General features: G+C 44.6%; 10 protein-coding genes. 7 read left to right on the top strand and 3 right to left on the bottom strand.

Annotation, left to right across the window (positions count from 1 at the left end):
* Window positions 1-89: 89 nt before the first annotated feature.
* Complete coding sequence (locus GO495_RS27470; protein WP_157303157.1) at window positions 90-1877, bottom strand: hypothetical protein; 1788 nt, start codon at window positions 1875-1877, stop codon at window positions 90-92.
* 330 nt (window positions 1878-2207) lie between these two features.
* Between GO495_RS27470 and sov the strand changes: the two genes are divergently transcribed.
* The 7 genes from sov to GO495_RS27435 are packed head-to-tail and all read left to right on the top strand — an operon-like array spanning window position 2208 to window position 18111.
* Window positions 2208-9308 carry a T9SS outer membrane translocon Sov/SprA gene (gene sov / locus GO495_RS27465; protein ID WP_240915354.1) on the top strand — a complete coding sequence of 2367 codons (7101 nt, stop codon included), beginning with the start codon at window positions 2208-2210 and terminating at the stop codon, window positions 9306-9308.
* 32 nt (window positions 9309-9340) lie between these two features.
* Window positions 9341-9913, top strand: coding sequence for a sigma-70 family RNA polymerase sigma factor (locus GO495_RS27460; protein ID WP_157303155.1), 573 nt, complete (start codon window positions 9341-9343; stop codon window positions 9911-9913).
* A gap of 36 nt (window positions 9914-9949) precedes the next feature.
* Window positions 9950-11038 carry a FecR family protein gene (locus tag GO495_RS27455; RefSeq protein WP_157303154.1) on the top strand — a complete coding sequence of 363 codons (1089 nt, stop codon included), beginning with the start codon at window positions 9950-9952 and terminating at the stop codon, window positions 11036-11038.
* A gap of 30 nt (window positions 11039-11068) precedes the next feature.
* On the top strand, window positions 11069-14353 hold the full coding sequence (locus GO495_RS27450) for a TonB-dependent receptor (RefSeq protein WP_157303153.1): 3285 nt from the start codon (window positions 11069-11071) through the stop codon (window positions 14351-14353).
* A 2-nt stretch (window positions 14354-14355) separates the two neighbouring features.
* A complete protein-coding gene (locus GO495_RS27445; RefSeq protein WP_157303152.1) occupies window positions 14356-15780 on the top strand; it encodes a RagB/SusD family nutrient uptake outer membrane protein in 1425 nt (474 codons plus the stop codon).
* Window position 15781: 1 nt separating this feature from the next.
* A complete protein-coding gene (locus tag GO495_RS27440; protein WP_157303151.1) occupies window positions 15782-16498 on the top strand; it encodes an SGNH/GDSL hydrolase family protein in 717 nt (238 codons plus the stop codon).
* Window positions 16495-18111, top strand: coding sequence for an FAD-dependent oxidoreductase (locus tag GO495_RS27435; RefSeq protein ID WP_157303150.1), 1617 nt, complete (start codon window positions 16495-16497; stop codon window positions 18109-18111). Before GO495_RS27440 ends, GO495_RS27435 begins: the two co-directional genes overlap by 4 nt.
* A 70-nt stretch (window positions 18112-18181) precedes the next feature.
* Here the strand turns inward: GO495_RS27435 and GO495_RS27430 are convergent, their stop codons facing one another.
* Window positions 18182-19156 carry a sugar phosphate isomerase/epimerase family protein gene (locus GO495_RS27430; RefSeq protein ID WP_157303149.1) on the bottom strand — a complete coding sequence of 325 codons (975 nt, stop codon included), beginning with the start codon at window positions 19154-19156 and terminating at the stop codon, window positions 18182-18184.
* Between the two features lie 179 nt (window positions 19157-19335).
* Complete coding sequence (gene porV, locus GO495_RS27425) at window positions 19336-20457, bottom strand: type IX secretion system outer membrane channel protein PorV (protein ID WP_157303148.1); 1122 nt, start codon at window positions 20455-20457, stop codon at window positions 19336-19338.
* Window positions 20458-20463: the final 6 nt, after the last annotated feature.

The following is a 20463-nucleotide window of genomic DNA, read 5'->3' as shown; positions in this document are numbered from 1 at the left end:
AACATACTAAATACATCGTTTATACGTTACCGCAAATAAAAAAGGTGCCTCACATACATGAGACACCTCTTAAAAATTAACCAGTAATTTTATTTACCCCACACTGCACTGAAGTGTTGGTTATCATCATAGTTCTGCACTTTTAACAGACGTAATCCCTGACCTGAAAACTGGGTAAACTTAGCCTGGTAGTCAGTAGAAGTCATACCGAAATAAGCGGCATAATTATTCTGTTTAGGGCGCCATACGCCACCTACCTTGCCATCATTCACACATATGCTTTTCAGCTCCCATTTGCCGTACAGTTCCTTGAACTTGTTGTTGAAATCAGCTGCATTCATGCCATAAAAAAGATAGAAGCCATTATCAGCAGGTTTATTTACAAACACCGCCGCATGATATCTCTTGCCATTCACGGTGTAATCCACATGTTCCTGTACATGCCATTTCTTAGCCACTACATAATCTTTCCAGACAGCATCAAAAGCAGCATCATCTGCATTGTGCACGGAATGAGCCGATTCTCCTGCCGGGTTCTTTTCCCATATTACAGAGAACCGTGGATTACCGTTACCATCTTTAGTGACTGATAACTGACGTGGACGGAAGCCCTGTCCATTATAAGTATTGAACTTAGTCTGGTAGGTATCGCCGGTCATATAAAAATGTGCATACCATGCACCAGGTAATCCCCACTGGAATGAACCGGCTGCATACAGGTCACTGCCTTTCCTGTCCACACTTATTGTTTGTAATGCCATACCCATGCCGGTATAATAAGACCAGAACTTATTAACGATATCCAGCGGAACGTTATGGAAGCTGGGGTAAAAAGGAGCAAACAAACGTGCGTACGGCGTATTTGATTCCAGGTCGTAACAATCTACACTACTGCTGTTATAGGTACCGTACGGATCTACGAGTACCCATTCTCCGCTATGACCGCTGCGGGTATCCAGTACTCTTGTTTCATAATGCAGGTGTACATTAAAGGAACGTGTATCCGGATTCTTCATTGTACCATCATCATTCAGGATCACCCCAATTCCACCCGAACCGGTATTACCGGAGTTCGCGATAAAATCACCTTCTTTCACGATATCGCCCACCTTTACAGCGATCACCTGACTATTGGTCCCCCAGCATAAATTACTGGTTGTACCATTATTGGCAAACTTCATGTATTTGGCTGAAGGGGATTTCCTGGCCAACGCACGGTCATGATCATAACCATTACGCAGGTGAAGGTATGTACTGCGGTATTTATATCCATCCGGAGCAGTATGCTCAATGGTGACGTTGTTGCCACCACCATCTGACCACTGCACAGAGATCACCTTTCCGGGAGCTATCGCATACACACCAAAAGAAGGATCTTCATTTGCTGCAATACTACCTTTCCCATAGTCGATGGCACGGTGAGCATCATTCTTACCATCATTGTCGTTATCCCAGCTGTAATAAAATCCCTGCCAGATACCAACAACACTGTTACGGTAGGGAAGATATAAAGGCATATGTGCCTTTACAGAGCTGTATACCGGTTCCAGCGCGTCTTCTACTACAGGTGCAGCACAGACATTCGCGCTGTACACTTTTGCCAGGGCTAGTACTCCCGGTGCATCTGCTTCTGTAAATATCAGTTGCTGCCGGGGCATTGTTCTGATAGCCGGCCGGGCAGATAATACCTTTAAACTGCTTAAGACCGGTTTGCTCGTGGCTGCATCCCCGTCTGGTCCTTTGGGGATATCGATCGTGGGCTTTTTAACATTTCTGTACAATAATTCGGAAGATCTCTCTTCCTGAATGGGTTGTGGTCGTTGTGCGCATACATGTAAACAGAATAACATTGCTGCCGAAAAAGTTGCGATTTTCATACTACTTGGGGGTTTAAATTATATCAGGCTGCAAAGTACGTGTATTGGATACGGTTTGAAAATGATAAATTAATATCTGGTATAAAACGACTGATAAATGGTTCCCTGCATAAAATATTAGGTTTATTATTTCTTTCAGCCGATTTACTTTACCATTTCATCTATACATTTCTCCTGTCTGTGGTTAAGCCGCAATACCATCTTAAAATATCACGTTAAGGTACAGAGTTTAATGATACGACTCAGTAAGATCGCGTGAAGAAATCCCTTAGAAGACGTATAAGAATGCACTATCCTACCTTTGCTATTGTAGGGATAGTTTTGTTTTTCATGATAGACACAGCAGCGCGGGACCTTCACGGAATTGTTACTGTTGCAGCAGATACGGTTGTTATACCTGTGAAGGATACACTAAAATATCCTTTACAGGACCGCCATGGGGTAAAACTGATAGACCCTGCGGAGAATACTATGGATTTAAAGGATCCGAAAAGTATTCAGCAGGATGTAGATTATGATCCGGTTACAAGAGATTATATTATCTCTGAAAAGATAGGTGATCAATACTACAGAAAGCCTACCCTCATGAGTTTCCAGGACTTCTACAACATGCAATCCCGGAAAAGTGAGAACGACTATTTCATGAAAAGGGCTTCTACCCTGGGCAATCTTAACAGGACCAGCGAAGCGCCCAAACTCTTTAAAAGCAATAGTATTTTCGACCGCATCTTTGGCGGTAATAAAGTAGATATAAAACCTCAGGGGTCTCTGGAAATATCCATGGGATATGATGGACAATACATTAATAATCCCGTGCTGACAGAACGTGCGCGTAAGAGCGGTGGTTTTGATATGAACATGAACATCAACCTGAATGTAACAGGTAAGATCGGAGACAAACTGAAACTTATCACCAGTTATAATACACAGTCTACTTTTGATTTTGAGAACCAGGTTAAACTGGAGTATACCGGTTATGATGATGAGATCATTAAAAAGATAGAAGCAGGTAATGTGAGCTTTCCATTGAACAGTTCACTGATCAGTGGTATGCAATCATTGTTTGGGATAAAGACGCAATTGCAGTTCGGGCGACTAACAGTAACGAGTGTACTATCCAGCCAGAAATCGCAGAAACAAACGCTTACACTGAAAGGTGGCAGCCAGTCGCAGTCCTATACCATCAAAGGGAATGCCTATGATGAAAATAAGAACTTCCTGATGGCACAGTTCTTCCGCGATACCTTTAATTATGCGATGGGCAATCTGCCATCTGTGCGCTCTCTGTCCAATATCACAAGAATAGAAGTATGGGTCACTAATAAAACAGGAACCACTACCAATACAAGAAACGTAATAGGATTGATGGACCTTGCGGAATACAATCCTTATAATACAACTGCTGTTCACGTCATTTCCGGTGGCAAGCTGCCCTATAACGGTATTAACGATTTATATGGTAATCTGGCCGGAGATGATGCCAGCAGGAATCCCAGTACGGTAGTGAGCCAGTTGCAGGCAGCCGGACTAACACCCGTACAAGACTATGAAAAAACATATGCCCGTAAGCTGGACAGTACAGAGTATACCGTGAACAGGAAACTGGGATTTATTACACTGAACAGCCAGCTGGCATCAGACCAGGTATTGGCAGTAGCGTATGAATACAGTTACAACGGCCGCACTTATAAAGTGGGGGATTTTGCACAGGATGTCCCACCTGATGAAAGCAATGCGGCAAACAGCCGGGTGCTGTTCCTGAAAATGCTGAAAGCAACTGCTGTACGTACAAAGCTGCCCATCTGGAACCTGATGATGAAGAACATCTACTCTACCGGCGCTTACCAGTTGAGCAGTACGGATTTCACCATGGACGTGTATTATAATGATCCCGGTACAGATACCCGTGCTGCCAGTCAGCGACGTTATCTCCCGGATGCCGTGAATGAATACAATGGCGCTCCTATCATTTCCATTCTCAACCTGGATAATCTCAATAATAATAATGATCCGCAACCGGATGGTGTGTTCGATTTCGTAAGCGGGTATACAGTAGACGTATCCAATGGCCGTATCATATTCCCGGTACTGGAACCCTTCGGGAAAGACCTTGCCAAAGCATTCGGGGGCAATGCTGCGCTGGAGAAACAATACCTGTACCCACAACTGTACGACTCTACCAAAACAGCTGCGGAACAATATTCTGCACTAAACCGCTATGTCATCAAAGGTAGTTACAAAGCAGGCAGCTCGTCTGAAGTATCGCTGAACGCATTTAATATCCCTGCGGGATCTGTTACTGTTACTGCGGGTGGTAAAACATTGACAGAAAATGTTGATTATACAGTGGATTATAACCTGGGCAGGGTAAAGATCATCAATGACGGGATCCTCAGTTCAGGGTCAGCTATCAATATCGCCTTTGAGAACAGCGGCGCGTATGGCGAGCAGGTGAGGAATTACATGGGGACAAGACTGGATTATGTAGTGAATGATAAGTTATCCCTGGGCTCTACCATTGTACATATGAGTGAACGCCCCTACACCACGAAAGTAAACTACGGGGAAGACCCTATCAATAATACCGTTGTAGGACTGGATGGCAATTATAATTCCGCCTCCAAAGCGCTGACACGTTTACTGAACAAACTACCCAATTATGAAAGTACTACACCTTCCCAGATAAGCCTGACAGGAGAAGTAGCCCGATTATTCCCGGGGCATAGTAAACTGATCAACTCTTTCGGCAGCAGTGAAGGGCAGGTATACATAGATGACTTTGAAGGAACAGAAAGCAACTACGACCTCAAAACACCTTCCTCCAGCTGGGCCCTGGCATCCACACCGGTTGGCGCTACTGATACCTCCGGTATGGAAATGTTCCCGGAAGGAGCATTGATAGACTCCCTGGATTATGGCAAAAACAGGGCATTGCTATCCTGGTACATCATAGAACCTACTTTGCAGGTAACCACCAACACCGGCCTCCCGGCCGGCGTTACAAAAGATGATCAGTCGGACCCTAGGGTGCGTATCGTATACGAAAAGGAAATATTCCCCAATGTATCTACCGAGTATACACAGGCCCAGCTCACGACCCTCGATCTTGCCTATTTTCCTGACCAGCGCGGGCCTTATAACTTTGAGGCCGGCAAGGCACAGGTAAATGCAGATGGTACGCTTAAATCGCCTAAAAAACGCTGGGCAGGTATTATGCGCGCGCTGGACAACACCGATTTTGAATCATCAAACATACAGTACATAGAATTCTGGGTACAGGACCCTTTCATTAAAAACCCTTCCAGTACAGGGGGAGATCTCTATTTTAACCTGGGAAGTATCTCTGAAGATATCCTCAAAGACTCACACAAAGCCTTTGAAAACGGGATGAAAGCCCCGGGAAGTACTACATACGATTCTACCACCTGGGGAAGAATGCCTACCTATGAACAACAGTTAACGAAAGCATTCGATAACGATGCCAACATCCGGCAGTACCAGGACGTGGGGTACGATGGACTCACCACTGCCGATGAAGCCTATTACCGCAGCAGTTACCTGCAACAGTTACGTAATAATTTTGGTACCGGCTCTGCGGTATATCAGGCAGCGCTGGCAGATCCTTCCAATGATAACTACCACTATTACCGCGGAGATGATTATGATGCCAGGAAATTATCCATACTGGAACGTTACAAGCGGTTCAGCATGCCGGAAGGGAACTCCCCGGCTACCAGCAGTAATGCATCATATTCTTCTGCCGCTACCAATATACCGGAATCGGAAGACCTGAACTTTGATAATACCATGAATGAAACAGAGTCTTATTTCCAGTACAGGGTACATATGAAACCCAATATGGATATCGGCTCCAATTATATTGTAGATAAAATAAATGCTACGGTATCACTGGCAAACGGTTCTACCAGTACTGAAACATGGTATCAGTTCAAGATACCCGTAGAACAATATAATGCGGCCGTTGGTGGTATCGCAGATTTCAAGTCGATCCGTTTTATGCGCATGTATCTCACCAACTTTGAGGATTCCGTAGTAATGCGCTTTGGTAAGCTGCAACTGGTGCGCAATCAATGGCGGCAGTATGGTTACGAATTACAGGCCGGCGCGGGGGATATGGTAACGGCATCTGCTGCTACTACTTTTAACAATACGGCCGTTAATATTGAAGAGAATGCGTCCCGTATACCAATAGCGTATGTACTGCCTCCCGGGTTACAACGGCAAAGCAGTCTGAGTACCAGCAACACTACTTTATTACTCAATGAACAATCACTGTCCCTGCAAATCTGTAACCTGCAGGATGGTAAGTCAAGGGGCGTATACAAAACGCTGGGCATGGATTTCCGCCGGTATAAAAAGTTACAGTTATTCATTCATGCGGAAGCTGTGAATGATGTCAATACACTAAAGGATAAAGACCTGGAAGCAGTGATCCGTATAGGCAGTGACTATACAGAGAATTTTTATGAATACCGTATCCCATTAACCACAACGAATTTTGGCGCGACGGCGCAAACCGCAGTATGGCCTGCGGCTAATGATCTTGATCTTACCCTGACAGATCTCAGCAGCCTAAAACAGACACGTAATAATGCCGGAGCCTCTACCACTACATTATATGAGAAGAAACTGCCCAATGGCAATACCATTGCTGTGATAGGCAATCCTAACCTGGGAGATGTGGAAGGAATGATGATGGCGGTATACAACCCGGCAAATGATGGTTTGTCCAAATGCGCAGAAGTATGGTTTGATGAACTGCGTTTAACCGGACTGGATGAGAAAGGTGGTTACGCTGCTACCGGCAGAATGACTGCACAACTGGCCGATCTGGGTACACTGGCCATCAGCAGCAGTATGCATACGGCAGGTTATGGTGCGGTGAACCAGAGCCTCAATGAACGTTTCCAGGATAATCTCCTGCAATACGATGCTTCATTAAATCTTGATATGGGCAAACTATTACCTAAGAAAGCACGCCTGTCTATCCCGGTATATGCCGGTAAATCACAGTCGTCCAGCATGCCGGAATATGACCCCTTCGATATCGATATCAAACTAAAGGAAAAATTAAATCTTGCGGCCAATAAACACGAACGGGATTCTATTAAACAACAGGCACAGGATGTGACCACTATCACCAGTCTTAACGTCACCAACCTGCGTAAGATCAGTGATGGCAAAAAGAAGATCAAACCCTGGAGCATTGAGAACTTTGACTTAACGTACGCTTATACAGGTACGCAGCAACATAGCCCTTCTACTGAAAGTTATGAGTTAATCAAAAACCGGGGGGTGTTGGGTTATAACTTCAGCACACAGGATAAATTCAAAGAGCCTTTTAAGAATTTAATCAGGAGTAAATCTCCCTGGCTGGGATTGCTGAAAAGTTTTAACTACAACCTCTTACCTTCCAACATAAACTTCCGGGCAGACATTACCAGGCAGTTCAGCGCTTCCAGGTTACGTAATGTAGGTAGTGATTATAAACTGAAAGAGACCTTTAGTAAATACTTTAATTTCGATAGATATTACGGTCTTAAATGGGACCTTACCCGTAACCTCAATTTTGATCTGACAGCAGTCAACAATGCCAGGATAGATGAACCGGATGGACGTATCAATACCAAAGCAAAGAAAGACAGTATATGGCATAACCTGAAGAACCTGGGCCGTAATACCAATTACTTCCAGACCTTCAACGCTAACTATACTTTACCGCTGGCGAAATTTCCTCTCTTAAGCTGGACGAACGTAGCGCTGAATTATTCGGCTCAATACCGCTGGACAGCCGCCTCTCTGGCCAACAGGATACAGGGAAATACGATCGAGAATACACAAACAACCGCTATCATTGCAGAATTTAAATTCACTGAATTATATAGCAAGTCTACATTCCTGAAAGGTGTACTGGGCATTAAAACGAAAACACCACCGGGAAAAGCACCCGTTAAAACACCTGATACAGAAGTATCTCCCCTGTTAAAAGGATTACTGAAACCATTACTGGCTATCAAAAGAATTAATATCAATTATTCCGAGAACAACTATACCCGCTTGCCAGGTTATATGGACAGTACACAACTAATGGGGATGAACTGGCGAAGCAAACAACCCGGGCTCGCATTTATCTTCGGTTACCAGCCTGATTCAAAATGGCTGGATGACAAAGCCAGAAAAGGATTGATCAGTAAAGACACGCTCTTTAATTCGCAGTTCCAGCAACAGTTCACCCAGGCGCTGAATGTGCAGGCGCAACTGGAACCCGTTACCAGTTTACGTATAGACCTTACATTGACCAAATCATTTTCCAAGAACCATTCGGAACTGTTCAAAGACCGGTATGGACAAGGTGAATACGAACATCTGGACCCTTATGAAACAGGTGGGTTTGAAGTAACGAATATCATGCTTAAAACCCTGTTCCTGAAGAACGGACTTTCACAGAGCTTCACTAATTTCAGGAATTACCGTGCAATACTTTCCAGTCGTTACTGGGCCGCCAATCCTTATGCGCAGGACCCTTCCCTGCCGGTGGCTGATACCGGTGATGCGGCGTATAAATACGGGTATGGAAAGTATGAACAGAATGTACTGATCTCCTCTTTCCTGGCGGCGTATACAGGAAAAGACCCAAAAAAGATCGGGCTGATAGCTACGTCCGGACTGGATAAGATCCGCAGCAATCCTTTCAGAAGTATGATCCCGTTACCTAACTGGCGTATTACTTATGATGGCTTAAGCAAGCTGCAGCCATTCAGTGATTATGTACAGAGTTTAATCCTTACACATACATATATCAGCAGTCTGAGCATGAATTCCTTTAACACCTCTTCCAGTTATATGGATGAAAGATCGCTGGGCTTCCCCAGTTTCAGGGATTCTGTTTCAGGTAATTATGTTCCTTATTATTCAGTGCCTAACGTAACGATGTCTGAACAACTGAATCCATTGTTAGGCATAGATGTTACATTGAAAAATAATTTAAACATGCGCATGGAATATAAGAAGTCCCGTGCGCTCAGTCTTAGTTTAACAGACTACCAGCTAACAGAAGCGCGTACCAGTGAGATTACCATAGGCGGTGGTTATCGTGTAAAAGGGTTAATACTGCCCTTTGCTGTAGGGAAAAGCGGTTCACATAAGCTGGACAATGATCTTAATTTCAGGATGGATGTTAGTTACAGGGATGAGAAATCAGTGAATAATCAACTGGATGGCGGGGTGTCGGTCGCTACTTCCGGACAAAAAGTAGTGAGCCTCGCTCCTTCCATAGATTATGTAGTTAATAAAAAGGTGAATCTCAAATTCTATTATACACGTAAACAGACGATCCCGGTGTTATCTACTTCAAGTCCTACAGTAACCACTACCGGCGGACTCACGCTACGATTTGTATTAGGGCCATAAAAGACCCGCATATTTTATTATTTTTATGCGGGATGCCAGAAAAGTCACTTTTACAATTAGTAGCAGAAGGGGATGAAAATGCATATCGTAGTTTCTTCTACGAATGGCAGGGAAGGCTATTTCATTATATCCGTACTATTATCAAATCTCCACAGGTAGCAGAGGAAGTAGTGATGGACGTACTGACCAAGTGCTGGGTTGGCAGGGAACTGTTGCCACGTGTCGATAACCTGGAAGGGTTCATGTTCCGCATTGCCTATCACAGGGCCATAGATTTCCTCCGGGCAGCCAGTCGTGATCCCAAACTGGTAGACCTGCTGATGGAACAGATAGAAACAGCAGATGCTACTGCAGCAGATAACCGGGTTATTTCCAAAGAATATGATGAGAAATTAAGGGAAGCGATTGGTTTGTTAAGTCCTCAAAGGCAGAAAGTATACCTCCTTAGCAGGGAAAAAGGATTATCTCATAAAGAGATCGCATCGGAATTAGGCCTGTCCAAAAACACTGTAAATAATCATATCACTGAATCTCAACGTTTTATCCAGCAATATCTTACAGAACACCTCAACCTGGTGCTGGTTTTCATATTTTTTTATAAATAGATTAGTTGTTCCCTGTTTTTCCAGCGTCTTGCTAATATGGATAACAGGTTAACAATACTCTGGCAGCGTTATCTCTCCAATACATGCACCCGTGAGGAGCTGGAAGAATTACTGGCTGCTATGGATGATGAGCAATTGCATCAGCAACTGTGGCTGGACAGTAAGGATGCTCCGGGGATGCCCGATGCGGAAGCCAAACTGGAAGCTATGCTGGCTGCTACCAGACCTCCGCGTAAAATACGCTGGTGGCCTTATGCCGCTGCTGCAATAACAATAGGCATGATTGTCTGGCTGTATCCCAAGCCGCTATCCAGGCAACCTGCCAGCCTGGCAACCAGAAGTATGCACAAAACGGATATACAGGCTGGAAGTAATAAGGCCACGCTTACCCTGGCAGATGGTTCTACCATTGCACTGGATAGTGTCGGCATATTACAGCAGGGCGCTACCACTATCCGCCGTAAACCGGGTATACTGCAATATGCAACTCAGGGCAAACAGGAAACGGTAAGTTTTAACACGCTTTCCACGCCCCGTGGCGGGCAATACCAGGTAATGCTGCCTGATGGTTCAAAAGTATGGCTAAACGCCGCATCGAGGCTTAAATACCCTACTGCGTTCATTGGAAAAGAAAGAATAGTGGAACTGGAAGGCCAGGCTTATTTCGAAATAGCAAAAAATGCACATCAGCCATTTAAAGTTCATGTGAATGGTTCAGATATACAGGTGTTAGGTACCAGCTTTGACGTAATGGCCTACCGCGATGAAAAAACAACCAATACCACCCTGCTGGAAGGCGCTGTAAAAGTAGCCGATAAAATATTGAGACCTGGTCAGCAGGCAGCTGTATCCGGTTCGGACGTCCATATCCGGGAAGTGAATACGGAGGATGTAATTGCCTGGAAGAACGGGTACTTCTCCTTCCGGGATGCAGACCTGCCAACCATTATGCGCCAGTTATCCCGCTGGTACGATGTTACCATCAGCTATCAGGGCGCTATTCCGCAGGGTACTTTTTCGGGGGAAATAGGCAGAACATTATCACTTGAACAGGCATTACAGATTCTGGAACAAACAAGAGTACATTTTAAAATAGAAGGCAGGCAGATAATCATCCTGCCCTGATAATTTCCACGGGTTTAATTTTTCCATGTTATGAAACTGACAGCACTGCTACTGACATTCGTCTTGCTGAAAGCAAGCGCCCAACCAGTAACCTTTACCGGGACCAACGTTCCCCTGGAAAAGGTTTTCACCGCCATTAAAAAACAAACGGGCTATGTATTTTTTCATCGTAACGAGGATCTGCTGGCGGCCCACCCCGTATCCGTATCCCTGGATAAAACACCACTGGAAACAGCGCTGCGCGATGTGCTGAAAGACCAGCCACTGGCATATGCCATCCATGGGAATACGATCGTTATCAGCCGGAAAGCTGTTACAGCACCATCTCCCCCGCAAACAGATAAATTGCAGGGTAAGGTCGTGAATGAAAAAGGGGAACCTATTCCCGGTGCTACCATACAGATCAAAGGCACACAACGGGGTACTGCTACTAACGAGGCAGGCATTTTCACCCTCACAAACGTGCCTGATGATGCGGTACTGATAGTCTCGGCATTAGGGCTCAAAACGAAAAACGTCCCGCTTGCAAAGGGCCAGTCTTCCATTACCATCACCCTGGAAAGCGGTACAGAAGCCCTGGGTGAAGTAATCGTAGTAGGTTACGGGCAGGTAAAGAAAACAGACCTTACCGGCTCTGTGACCACCGTCTCCGTCAATGAAATAAAGAAAGTAGCCGTTACGTCCCTGGACCAGGCCCTGCAGGGCCGTGCTGCCGGGGTACAGGTTACGCAAAACTCAGGCGCTCCGGGAGGTACTACTACTATCCGTATCAGGGGTGGCAATTCCATTCAGGGAGACAATGAGCCGCTGTACGTAATAGATGGTATCCCGTTTAAGAATGATGGTGCAGCAAGTGGTTCCAGCTTCAATGTATTAAGCACGCTCAATCCTTCGGATATCGAATCCATGAGCATCTTAAAAGATGCTTCTTCCACCGCTATTTATGGTTCACGAGGCTCCAACGGAGTTGTAATTATCACTACCAAACGGGGCAAAGCCGGGAAATCCGTGATCAACTTCGATACTTATTACGGTATACAACAGGTACGCCGGAAATATCCGGTATTAAATGCCGGTGAATATGCGCGTTTTGTGAATGAGGCCAATACCAACGATGGACTGGCACCCGTATACACAGATGCACAGATAGCTGCTTTCGGAAAAGGGACCGACTGGCAGGATGAGATCTTCCGACAGGCCCCTACGGCCAACTACCAGTTATCTATCAGTGGTGGTGACGAGAAAACACAATACGCGATCTCCGGAGGATATTTCACACAGAAAGGAATCGTAGAGAATTCTGATTTCAACCGCTATTCTTTCAGAATAAACCTCGACAGAAAACTAACCAGTAAGATCAAGATAGGTAATAGCCTCTCAGTAAACCGTACACTTAGTAACCAGTCGCGCACAAATGGTGATCTGGGTAGTGCGGGGCTGGTTACAATGGCTGCCTTACAATTCCCGCCATTACTCCCTGTATACAACAAAGACGGTACTTATCTCATTACTGATCCGGCCTTGAATTTCACCGCGGATAACCCGGCTGCACTGGCAAAAGAAAGTAAGAACACCAATACCGCTTACCGCATTTTCGGGAATATATTCGCGGAATACCAGATCATAGATGGTTTAAGTTTTAAAGTATTATTCGGGGTGGACGGTATCCTCCAGAAGCAGGACAGCTATCTGCCAAGGAGTGTGTCCAGCGGACTGGCTCAGGGAGGCGCCGGTTCTATCTATAATGCACAATCTATTACCTGGCTGAACGAAAATCTCCTTACCTATACTAAAACATTTAATAAAATTCACACCCTGAGTTTCCTGGCAGGATATACACAGCAAGCCAATCGTACAGAGAATAGTACGGCTGCTGCGAGAAGCTTTGTGAATGATAACTTAGGCACCGGTAACTTAGGTGCGGGTGCTGTAGCTGTTACTCCCGGTTCGGGCATTGGTACCTGGGGACTGGAATCTTATCTCGGCAGGATCAATTATGGTTACCGGGATAAATATTTACTGACTACCTCTTTCAGGGCTGATGGTTCTTCCCGTTTTGGCGCTAATAAACGCTTTGGATATTTCCCTTCTGCGGCTTTGGCCTGGCGGGTAACCGAAGAACCATTTATGAAACCGGTTAAGGTGATCAATGATCTTAAAGTGAGGATTACCTATGGTTCTACCGGTAACCAGGATGGCATTGGTAATTATCCTGCTTATTCCCTTTTGGCTACACAAAATTATGTACTGGGCAATACCGTTACTACCGGTATTGGTCCGGGCCAGATAGCGAATCCCGATTTATCATGGGAAACAACTACACAATCCGATCTTGGTCTCGATTTGTCTCTTTTTAACAGCAGGATCAACATCACCACGGATGTTTATTTAAAGAGAACAAGAGATCTGTTGTTAAATGTAACCATCCCTTCTTCGTCCGGTTTTTCCAGCGCTATCAAAAACCTGGGAAAGGTAGAGAACAGAGGGATAGAACTGAGTATCTCTACTAAGAATATTGAAGGTGCTTTTCAATGGAGTACCGATTTCAATTTCTTGTCCAACCGGAATAAAGTACTGGATATAGGAGGCGCGCCACAGATCTTCGCAGGAGAGGTAGCCAATATTGCACAAAATGTAAATTCCGGTATTATACGCGTAGGCGAGCCACTGGGCTCCTTTTACGGATATATAACCGATGGGGTATATCAGTCGGCAGCAGAGTTGACAGCTCTCCCGGATGCCAGTGCGAAAAAGGTAGGTGACCGTAAGTACAAAGATCTTAACAATGATAAAAAGATCAATGATAACGACCGTACTATTATAGGAAGAGCACAGCCCAATTTCCTGGGTGGTATCAGTAATACCTTCTCTTATAAAGGTGTTGACCTGACCATCTTCGTACAGGGAGTATCCGGTAATAAAATATTAAATGCCAACCGTTTTGAACTGGAGTATCTGAATGGTACCACCAACCAGGACCGGGACATGCTGAACAGATGGACACCTACCCATACCAATACAGATATTCCGCGTGCCGCCACTACCCGTCCGGCTAACCGTATTTCCACCAGGCAGATAGAAGATGGTTCTTACCTGCGTCTGAAGAATATACAACTGGCCTATACCTTACATTTCAAGAGTGTACAGTCTGTTCGTGTATACGTTACGGCACAGAATTTTGTTACCTGGACCAAATACAGTGGTTATGATCCGGAAGTAAACCGGTTTGGTCAGGATAGCCGCAGTCAGGGCTTTGATTATGCCAGTTATCCTGCTGCTAAAACTTTACTCTTTGGACTCAATGTAAATTTCTAATTATGAAAAAGTATCTATCTCTTATATTGATCACATTATGTTCCTGTAATCTGCTTGATAAGACTTCTGAATCCAGTTTTACACCGGATAATTTCTATAAAAATGCAGATGATGCCAATGCTGCTGTAAATGCGGTATATGATGCGATGAAAGGCCAGAATATGTATGACCAGGTCATGTGGGTATTGCAGGACCAGGCAACTGACGATGCTGAATGGGGCGGCGGCCGTTCTACTGCCAATCAGGCGAAGAATGACCTGGATAAATATACATTCACTCCCGCTACCAGTACATTTCAATCGGTATGGTCCGCTGCCTATCAGGGCATTAACAGGGCGAATACCGTACTGGCCCGCGTCCCCGCTGTACCAATGGATACTGCATTAAAAAGCCGGTTGCTGGCAGAAGCAAAATTCATGCGTGGCTTTTACTATTTTACTTTAGTAAGATTATTTGGAGGTGTACCATTGATATTGCAGGAGACTACTTCACTGAATGACCTTGCAGTGGCAAGAGCTACAGCAGATGAAGTATATACACAGGTAATAGCGGATTTTTCTGCAGCAGAGATGGTGTTACCGCTTACCTATACCGGCGCAAATGCAGGCAGGGCTACACGTGGTGCAGCCAAGGCATTCCTGGCAAAAGTATATCTGACCCGTGCAGACTGGCCTGCTGCTGCAGCTAAATCAAAAGAAGTAATGGATCTGGGTGTATATGGGTTGTGGGATAACTTTGCAGATGCTTTTGCATTGTCCAATAAGAACGGGAAAGAAGCGGTATTTGAAGTACAGGCTGTTGGTGGAGGATTAGGAGAAGGCAGCTATATGCAGGGATATATGCGGCCCAATTTTGACCGTGTAAATGGGATTGCCGGTTTTGGAGATGATCCCGCTTCCGCCAATCTTTATAATACTTATCGTGCACAGGATAAAAGAAGAGAGGTGACGATAAAGCTGTACTCTCCTACCGGTACACCTCCTGCACCCGCCAGTATTACTTTTCCGGGGTACGTGCACAAATATCTTGATCCTTCTGCTACAGCAAATGGAGAAGGCAGTAATAACTTTCCCATTATCCGTTATGCGGACGTGTTGCTGATGTATGCGGAAGCATTGAATGAGCAGGCTGCGGGTAATGTGGATGCCTATGATGCGGTGAACAGTATCAGGAAGAGGGCCGGACTGGAAGATTTCCCTGTTACATTAAGTCAGGACCAGTTCCGGGACAGTGTGCTGCTGGAAAGAAGGCTGGAACTGGCATTTGAAGGGCATCGCTGGTATGATCTTGTAAGAACCAGGAGGCTGATCAGTGCAATGCAGGCACAGAACCCATCTATTACGGTGGCTGAGAGAAATTATTTATATCCTATTCCTCAGACTGAACGGGATGTAAATAAGAACCTCACACAAAACCCTCTTTACTGATATGCACAGGCGGAGTTTTTTACAGACGGGCTTACTGACAACTTCACTCGTTGTACAGGAAAAATATTTTCCTTTTAAAAGGAATTTCCCCCCTTCTTCAGAAAGTATTGTTATCAATGCTGGTATAGGTGGAAATAATACAGAAGATCTGTTGCAAAGAATAGATAAAGATTGCCTGGCCCATCATCCGGACCTTACCATTCTCATGATAGGCACAAACGATATGAACAGCAGGAAATATATTGCTTTGCCGGCTTATGAAAAGAACTTAAGGGAGATCGTTTCGAGGATAAAAGGGAAGATATTACTGATGAGCATACTCCCGGCTTATGAGCCTTATTTATACACCCGTCATCCCCAAAGTTTCTATGCGCCTGAAGGGCATAGCGGCAGGAAACAACAGGTGAATGAGGTGATAAAAAAAGTAGCGGCAGATAATAAACAATCCTTCCTGGACATGGACCATATCTTTCAGCGGATCGGTAATATAGGTCTGGATGCAGATAGTTTAATACAGAATGAGGCCAACAGTAAAAAGACGGATGGTATCCATCCTACACCTGAAGGATATCGTACAATGGCTGTGGCTATATTTGAGTATATTGTACAACAACAGTTACCCACCGGTCGTATCGTTTGTTTTGGAGATAGTATCACCTTCGGTGATGGTGGTACAGAAGGCAAAAGTTACCCGGCTTATTTAAAAAGATTATTATGAAGAAACTATTCATTGTCATAACACTATCGCTTTCTATTACTACCTATGCTCAAAAAGCGGACGTCATCATCTACGGTGGTACTGCTGCGGCTGTTACTGCTGCGGTGCAGGTAAGTAAAATGGGCAAATCAGTCATTATCGTCTCTCCCGACACCCATCTTGGCGGTCTGTCTTCCAATGGGCTTGGTTTTACGGACACCGGAAATAAATCCGTTATCGGCGGACAGGCACGCGAATTTTACCACAGGGTATATCTGCATTATCAGCAACCCGGTGCATGGCAATGGCAGAAACAATCCGAGTATGGGAATAAAGGGCAAGGCACCCCTGCCATGGATGGCACGGAACGTACGATGTGGATCTTTGAACCTCATGTAGCGGAACAGGTATTCGAAGATTTCATCAAAGAACATCATATCAAAGTATACAGGAATGAATGGCTGAACCGTAAAACGGTGCAAAAGAAGTCCGGAAAGATTATAGCTATATCTACCCTTAGCAATAAGACCTTCTCAGGAAAAGTATTCATAGATGCCACCTATGAAGGAGATCTGATGGCTGCCGCAGGTGTACGTTATCATGTAGGCAGGGAAGCCAACAGCGTGTATGGAGAACAATGGAATGGCATACAAACGGGCATCCTGCATCATGGTCATTACTTCAAGACGGATATCAGTCCGTATAAAATCCCCGGAGATGCCAGCAGTGGTTTACTCCCACGTGTATCAGATAAAAACCCTGGTAAGAAAGGGGAAGGTGATAATAAAATACAGGCTTACTGTTTTCGTATGTGCTTATCTGATAATCCTGACAACAGGATACCTTTTACAAAACCTCCTGGTTATGATTCCACACAATATGAATTGCTGGTAAGAGTGTTCAACAGCGGATGGCGGGAAACATTTAACAAGTTTGACCCTATCCCCAATCATAAAACAGATGTAAATAATCACGGGCCTTTTAGTACGGATGATATAGGGATGAATTATGATTATCCCGAAGCATCTTACGAAAGAAGAAAAGAGATTTTCAAAGAACATGAGTTGTATCAGAAAGGATTGATGTACTTCCTGGCGAATGATTCCCGTGTTCCTGCGGAGGTCCGTACCACGATGAGTAAATGGGGATTAGCCAAAGATGAGTTTACAGATAATGGTAACTGGCCTCACCAGTTATATGTAAGGGAAGCAAGGAGAATGACAGGGGTTGATGTAATCACAGAGAATGAGGTAACGGGTAAAAAGCCGGTATCCGAACCTGTTGGGATGGGATCTTATACACTGGATGCGCATAATGCCCAACGTTATGTAAAAGAAGATGGATTTGTACAGAATGAAGGTGATATAGGGGTTGATATCAAACAACCTTATAAGATCTCTTACGGAGCAATTATTCCCAGGAAAGAAGAGTGTCAGAACCTGCTGGTACCGGTATGTGTATCCAGTTCGCATATTGCCTATGGGTCTATCCGTATGGAACCGGTATTTATGATTTTAGGGCAGAGTGCCGCCACAGCGGCTGTACTGGCAATAGAAGGGAAAACGGCCGTACAGGATGTGAACTATGAGAAACTGAAAGAACAGTTATTGAAAGATAAACAACGATTAGAATAAAATTATGCTATCCTGACAAACTTCAATTAAGCAAAATATCCGGCCCTGTAGGAGCCGGATATTTTATTCTTTATTTCTTCAGCAGATTACTTGTCACGTAATCATAACTTTTCTTAATACTTACAAAAGGATCTATTGAAATCTGGTCCTGTTCTACAAAAGCATATTTCACGCCTGCTATACTGGCATTCGCAAAAATGGTTTTGAAATCAACGGCGCCACTGCCTACTTCTGCAAACTTCACCAATGGTAATATCTCCATGGAAGTTTTATGGTCTGCGTCCCCACCTGCGATCTTCTCAGTAGCAGATTTATCGATATCCTTTACATGCCACATTGCGAAACGGCCCGGATGTTTCTTAAACAATGCAACAGGATCACTACCTGCTTTAATTGCCCAGAAAAGGTCCAGTTCAAAACTTACCAGGGAAGCTTCTGTTTCTTTTAACATGATCTCATAACCGGAGGTCTTTACATCTGCCAGTTGTCTGAATTCCCAGAAGTGATTATGATATCCCACCTTCAAACCGGATTTCTTCGCCACCTCACCCGCTTTATTCAGCTGGGCAGCCATGAATTTAAAATCATCTGAAGTCAGTTTATCCCATAATGCATGGGGAGGTACCGGTACTACCAGGTATTCCTGTCCCAGTTCTGCTGCTATGTCAAGCTGCACTTTCAGCGCTTCATCCTTTCCGTTACCACGGGTTAAGAACTCATCCAGCTGGTAGTGGCCACTATACGTAACCAGTTTATTTGCCTTTAACAGGGAAGAAAGCCCTTTAGGATCTAATCCCCAGAACTGGTCCGCCTGTTTAGGCCCTTTATAACCATAGTAGGTTTCTACATGCGCAAACCCTGTCTTCGCCACCTTTTCAATGGTACCTTTCACATCTTTTGCAAGCTGGTCGCGAAGGGTATATAACTGAATGCCTATTTTTCTGATTGTATTAGCATTACCTCTGCTAAAGATATCAGATGGGTTAATCATTAATCCGGCAGCGATCAGGCCTGCCTGTTGCATAAAAAGTCTCCTGGAGTTCATGTTTTTTAATTTTGAACGTGGCATATAATTAATGGAAAGTACAAAAAAAACAAGAATTCGGCCAAATTTTGGACAAATGGTAAGGGCTGCTCCTCGGAGCAGCCCTTTTCGTAGGCATAGGGATATAGGATAGACTGTTTCTTGGTTCTTACGGAATGGCACTGTTCCTTCCCTGTTTTTTATGGAATGGTAACAGTTACTCCAAATCGGAGTGTATTGGATAGTGGACTTTTTGTAATACCGCTGCCCGAAGGCACTACATAAGCGATATTAAACATGGCAGTTTGATATTTGTAACCGACTCCTGTAGTGAGGTAGTTACGGCCGCCATGATATTTATCTTCATAGAAATAACCTGCTCTTATAAAAAATTCATTATTATAACTGTATTCTGTTCCCAATGAAAACTGGAAAGCCTTCAGGCCACCATTGTCTCCGCCGAAAGACTTGAAATAGCTGGACACTACACTGCCTTTATAATATTCAGCAATACCAGCAGAATCTGTGGGAGGCACTGGTGTCAGCAGCTTGTTGATGTCCAGCGCAAACTGGAACTTGCTTTTCTGATCATCCAGCGGCATCATATAAGATGCTCCCAACCCTAAATTAGCAGGAAGGAATTCTTTGGACGTAGTGTTACTGCTGTAATTTACCCTGGATCCCAGGTTGGTAAGCGTAGCGCCGAATGCATATCCTTTCCCGGTTTCATCCAGATCGGTATAAAATGCAGAGATATCCACACCGAAAGCATTACCTGCTTTATAGGTCGTTAATGAGTTATTTGCAGCTCCGCTGGCTAACTTGGAATTAATAAAACGGGCTGCCAGGGCTATGCTGAATTTATCACTCAGTTTACGTGAATATCCTCCTTCGAATGAAAACTCCCTGGGATGAGAACTCCCAAGCATATTGCCCGAAGCATCGGAAAACTGCAGGTTACCCAGACTAAAATACCGTAATGAAGCGCTGACAGCCTGCATATCGTCCAGTTTGTGATAACCGGATATAGTAGCCAGGTAAATATTACTGCTGATACTTCTTAACCAGGGTGTGTAACTTGCCGCTACTGCATTGGGAGCCGTATTAAATACAACTTTGGAAAGATTATAAAAAGAGGCATTCGCATCGGGAGAGGTAGCAATGCCTGCTTCCCCCATCCCTCCTGCCCGTGCATCCGGAGAAATCCGCAGAAAAGGTGCTGCTGATGAAGCAACATTCAGGATTTTGCTAAAATCCTGTGCCTGGATCATTGCCGGCACCCACATCACAAATAAAATGGCCAGGAAAGAAAATTGTCTCATCTGATA

The sequence above is a fragment of the Chitinophaga oryziterrae genome (genome assembly GCF_009758125.1).
Classification (GTDB): Bacteria; Bacteroidota; Bacteroidia; order Chitinophagales; family Chitinophagaceae; genus Chitinophaga; species Chitinophaga oryziterrae.
This window is presented reverse-complemented; position numbering and strand designations above follow the sequence as displayed.

What these genes read in the sequence shown, in the direction of transcription:
- GO495_RS27470 (WP_157303157.1), bottom strand. Translation starts at nt 1,877, where the DNA reads ATGAAAATCGCAACTTTTTCGGCAGCAATGTTATTCTGTTTACATGTA.
- sov (WP_240915354.1), top strand. Translation starts at nt 2,208, where the DNA reads ATGATAGACACAGCAGCGCGGGACCTTCACGGAATTGTTACTGTTGCA.
- GO495_RS27460 (WP_157303155.1), top strand. Translation starts at nt 9,341, where the DNA reads ATGCCAGAAAAGTCACTTTTACAATTAGTAGCAGAAGGGGATGAAAAT.
- GO495_RS27455 (WP_157303154.1), top strand. Translation starts at nt 9,950, where the DNA reads ATGGATAACAGGTTAACAATACTCTGGCAGCGTTATCTCTCCAATACA.
- GO495_RS27450 (WP_157303153.1), top strand. Translation starts at nt 11,069, where the DNA reads ATGAAACTGACAGCACTGCTACTGACATTCGTCTTGCTGAAAGCAAGC.
- GO495_RS27445 (WP_157303152.1), top strand. Translation starts at nt 14,356, where the DNA reads ATGAAAAAGTATCTATCTCTTATATTGATCACATTATGTTCCTGTAAT.
- GO495_RS27440 (WP_157303151.1), top strand. Translation starts at nt 15,782, where the DNA reads ATGCACAGGCGGAGTTTTTTACAGACGGGCTTACTGACAACTTCACTC.
- GO495_RS27435 (WP_157303150.1), top strand. Translation starts at nt 16,495, where the DNA reads ATGAAGAAACTATTCATTGTCATAACACTATCGCTTTCTATTACTACC.
- GO495_RS27430 (WP_157303149.1), bottom strand. Translation starts at nt 19,156, where the DNA reads ATGAACTCCAGGAGACTTTTTATGCAACAGGCAGGCCTGATCGCTGCC.
- porV (WP_157303148.1), bottom strand. Translation starts at nt 20,457, where the DNA reads ATGAGACAATTTTCTTTCCTGGCCATTTTATTTGTGATGTGGGTGCCG.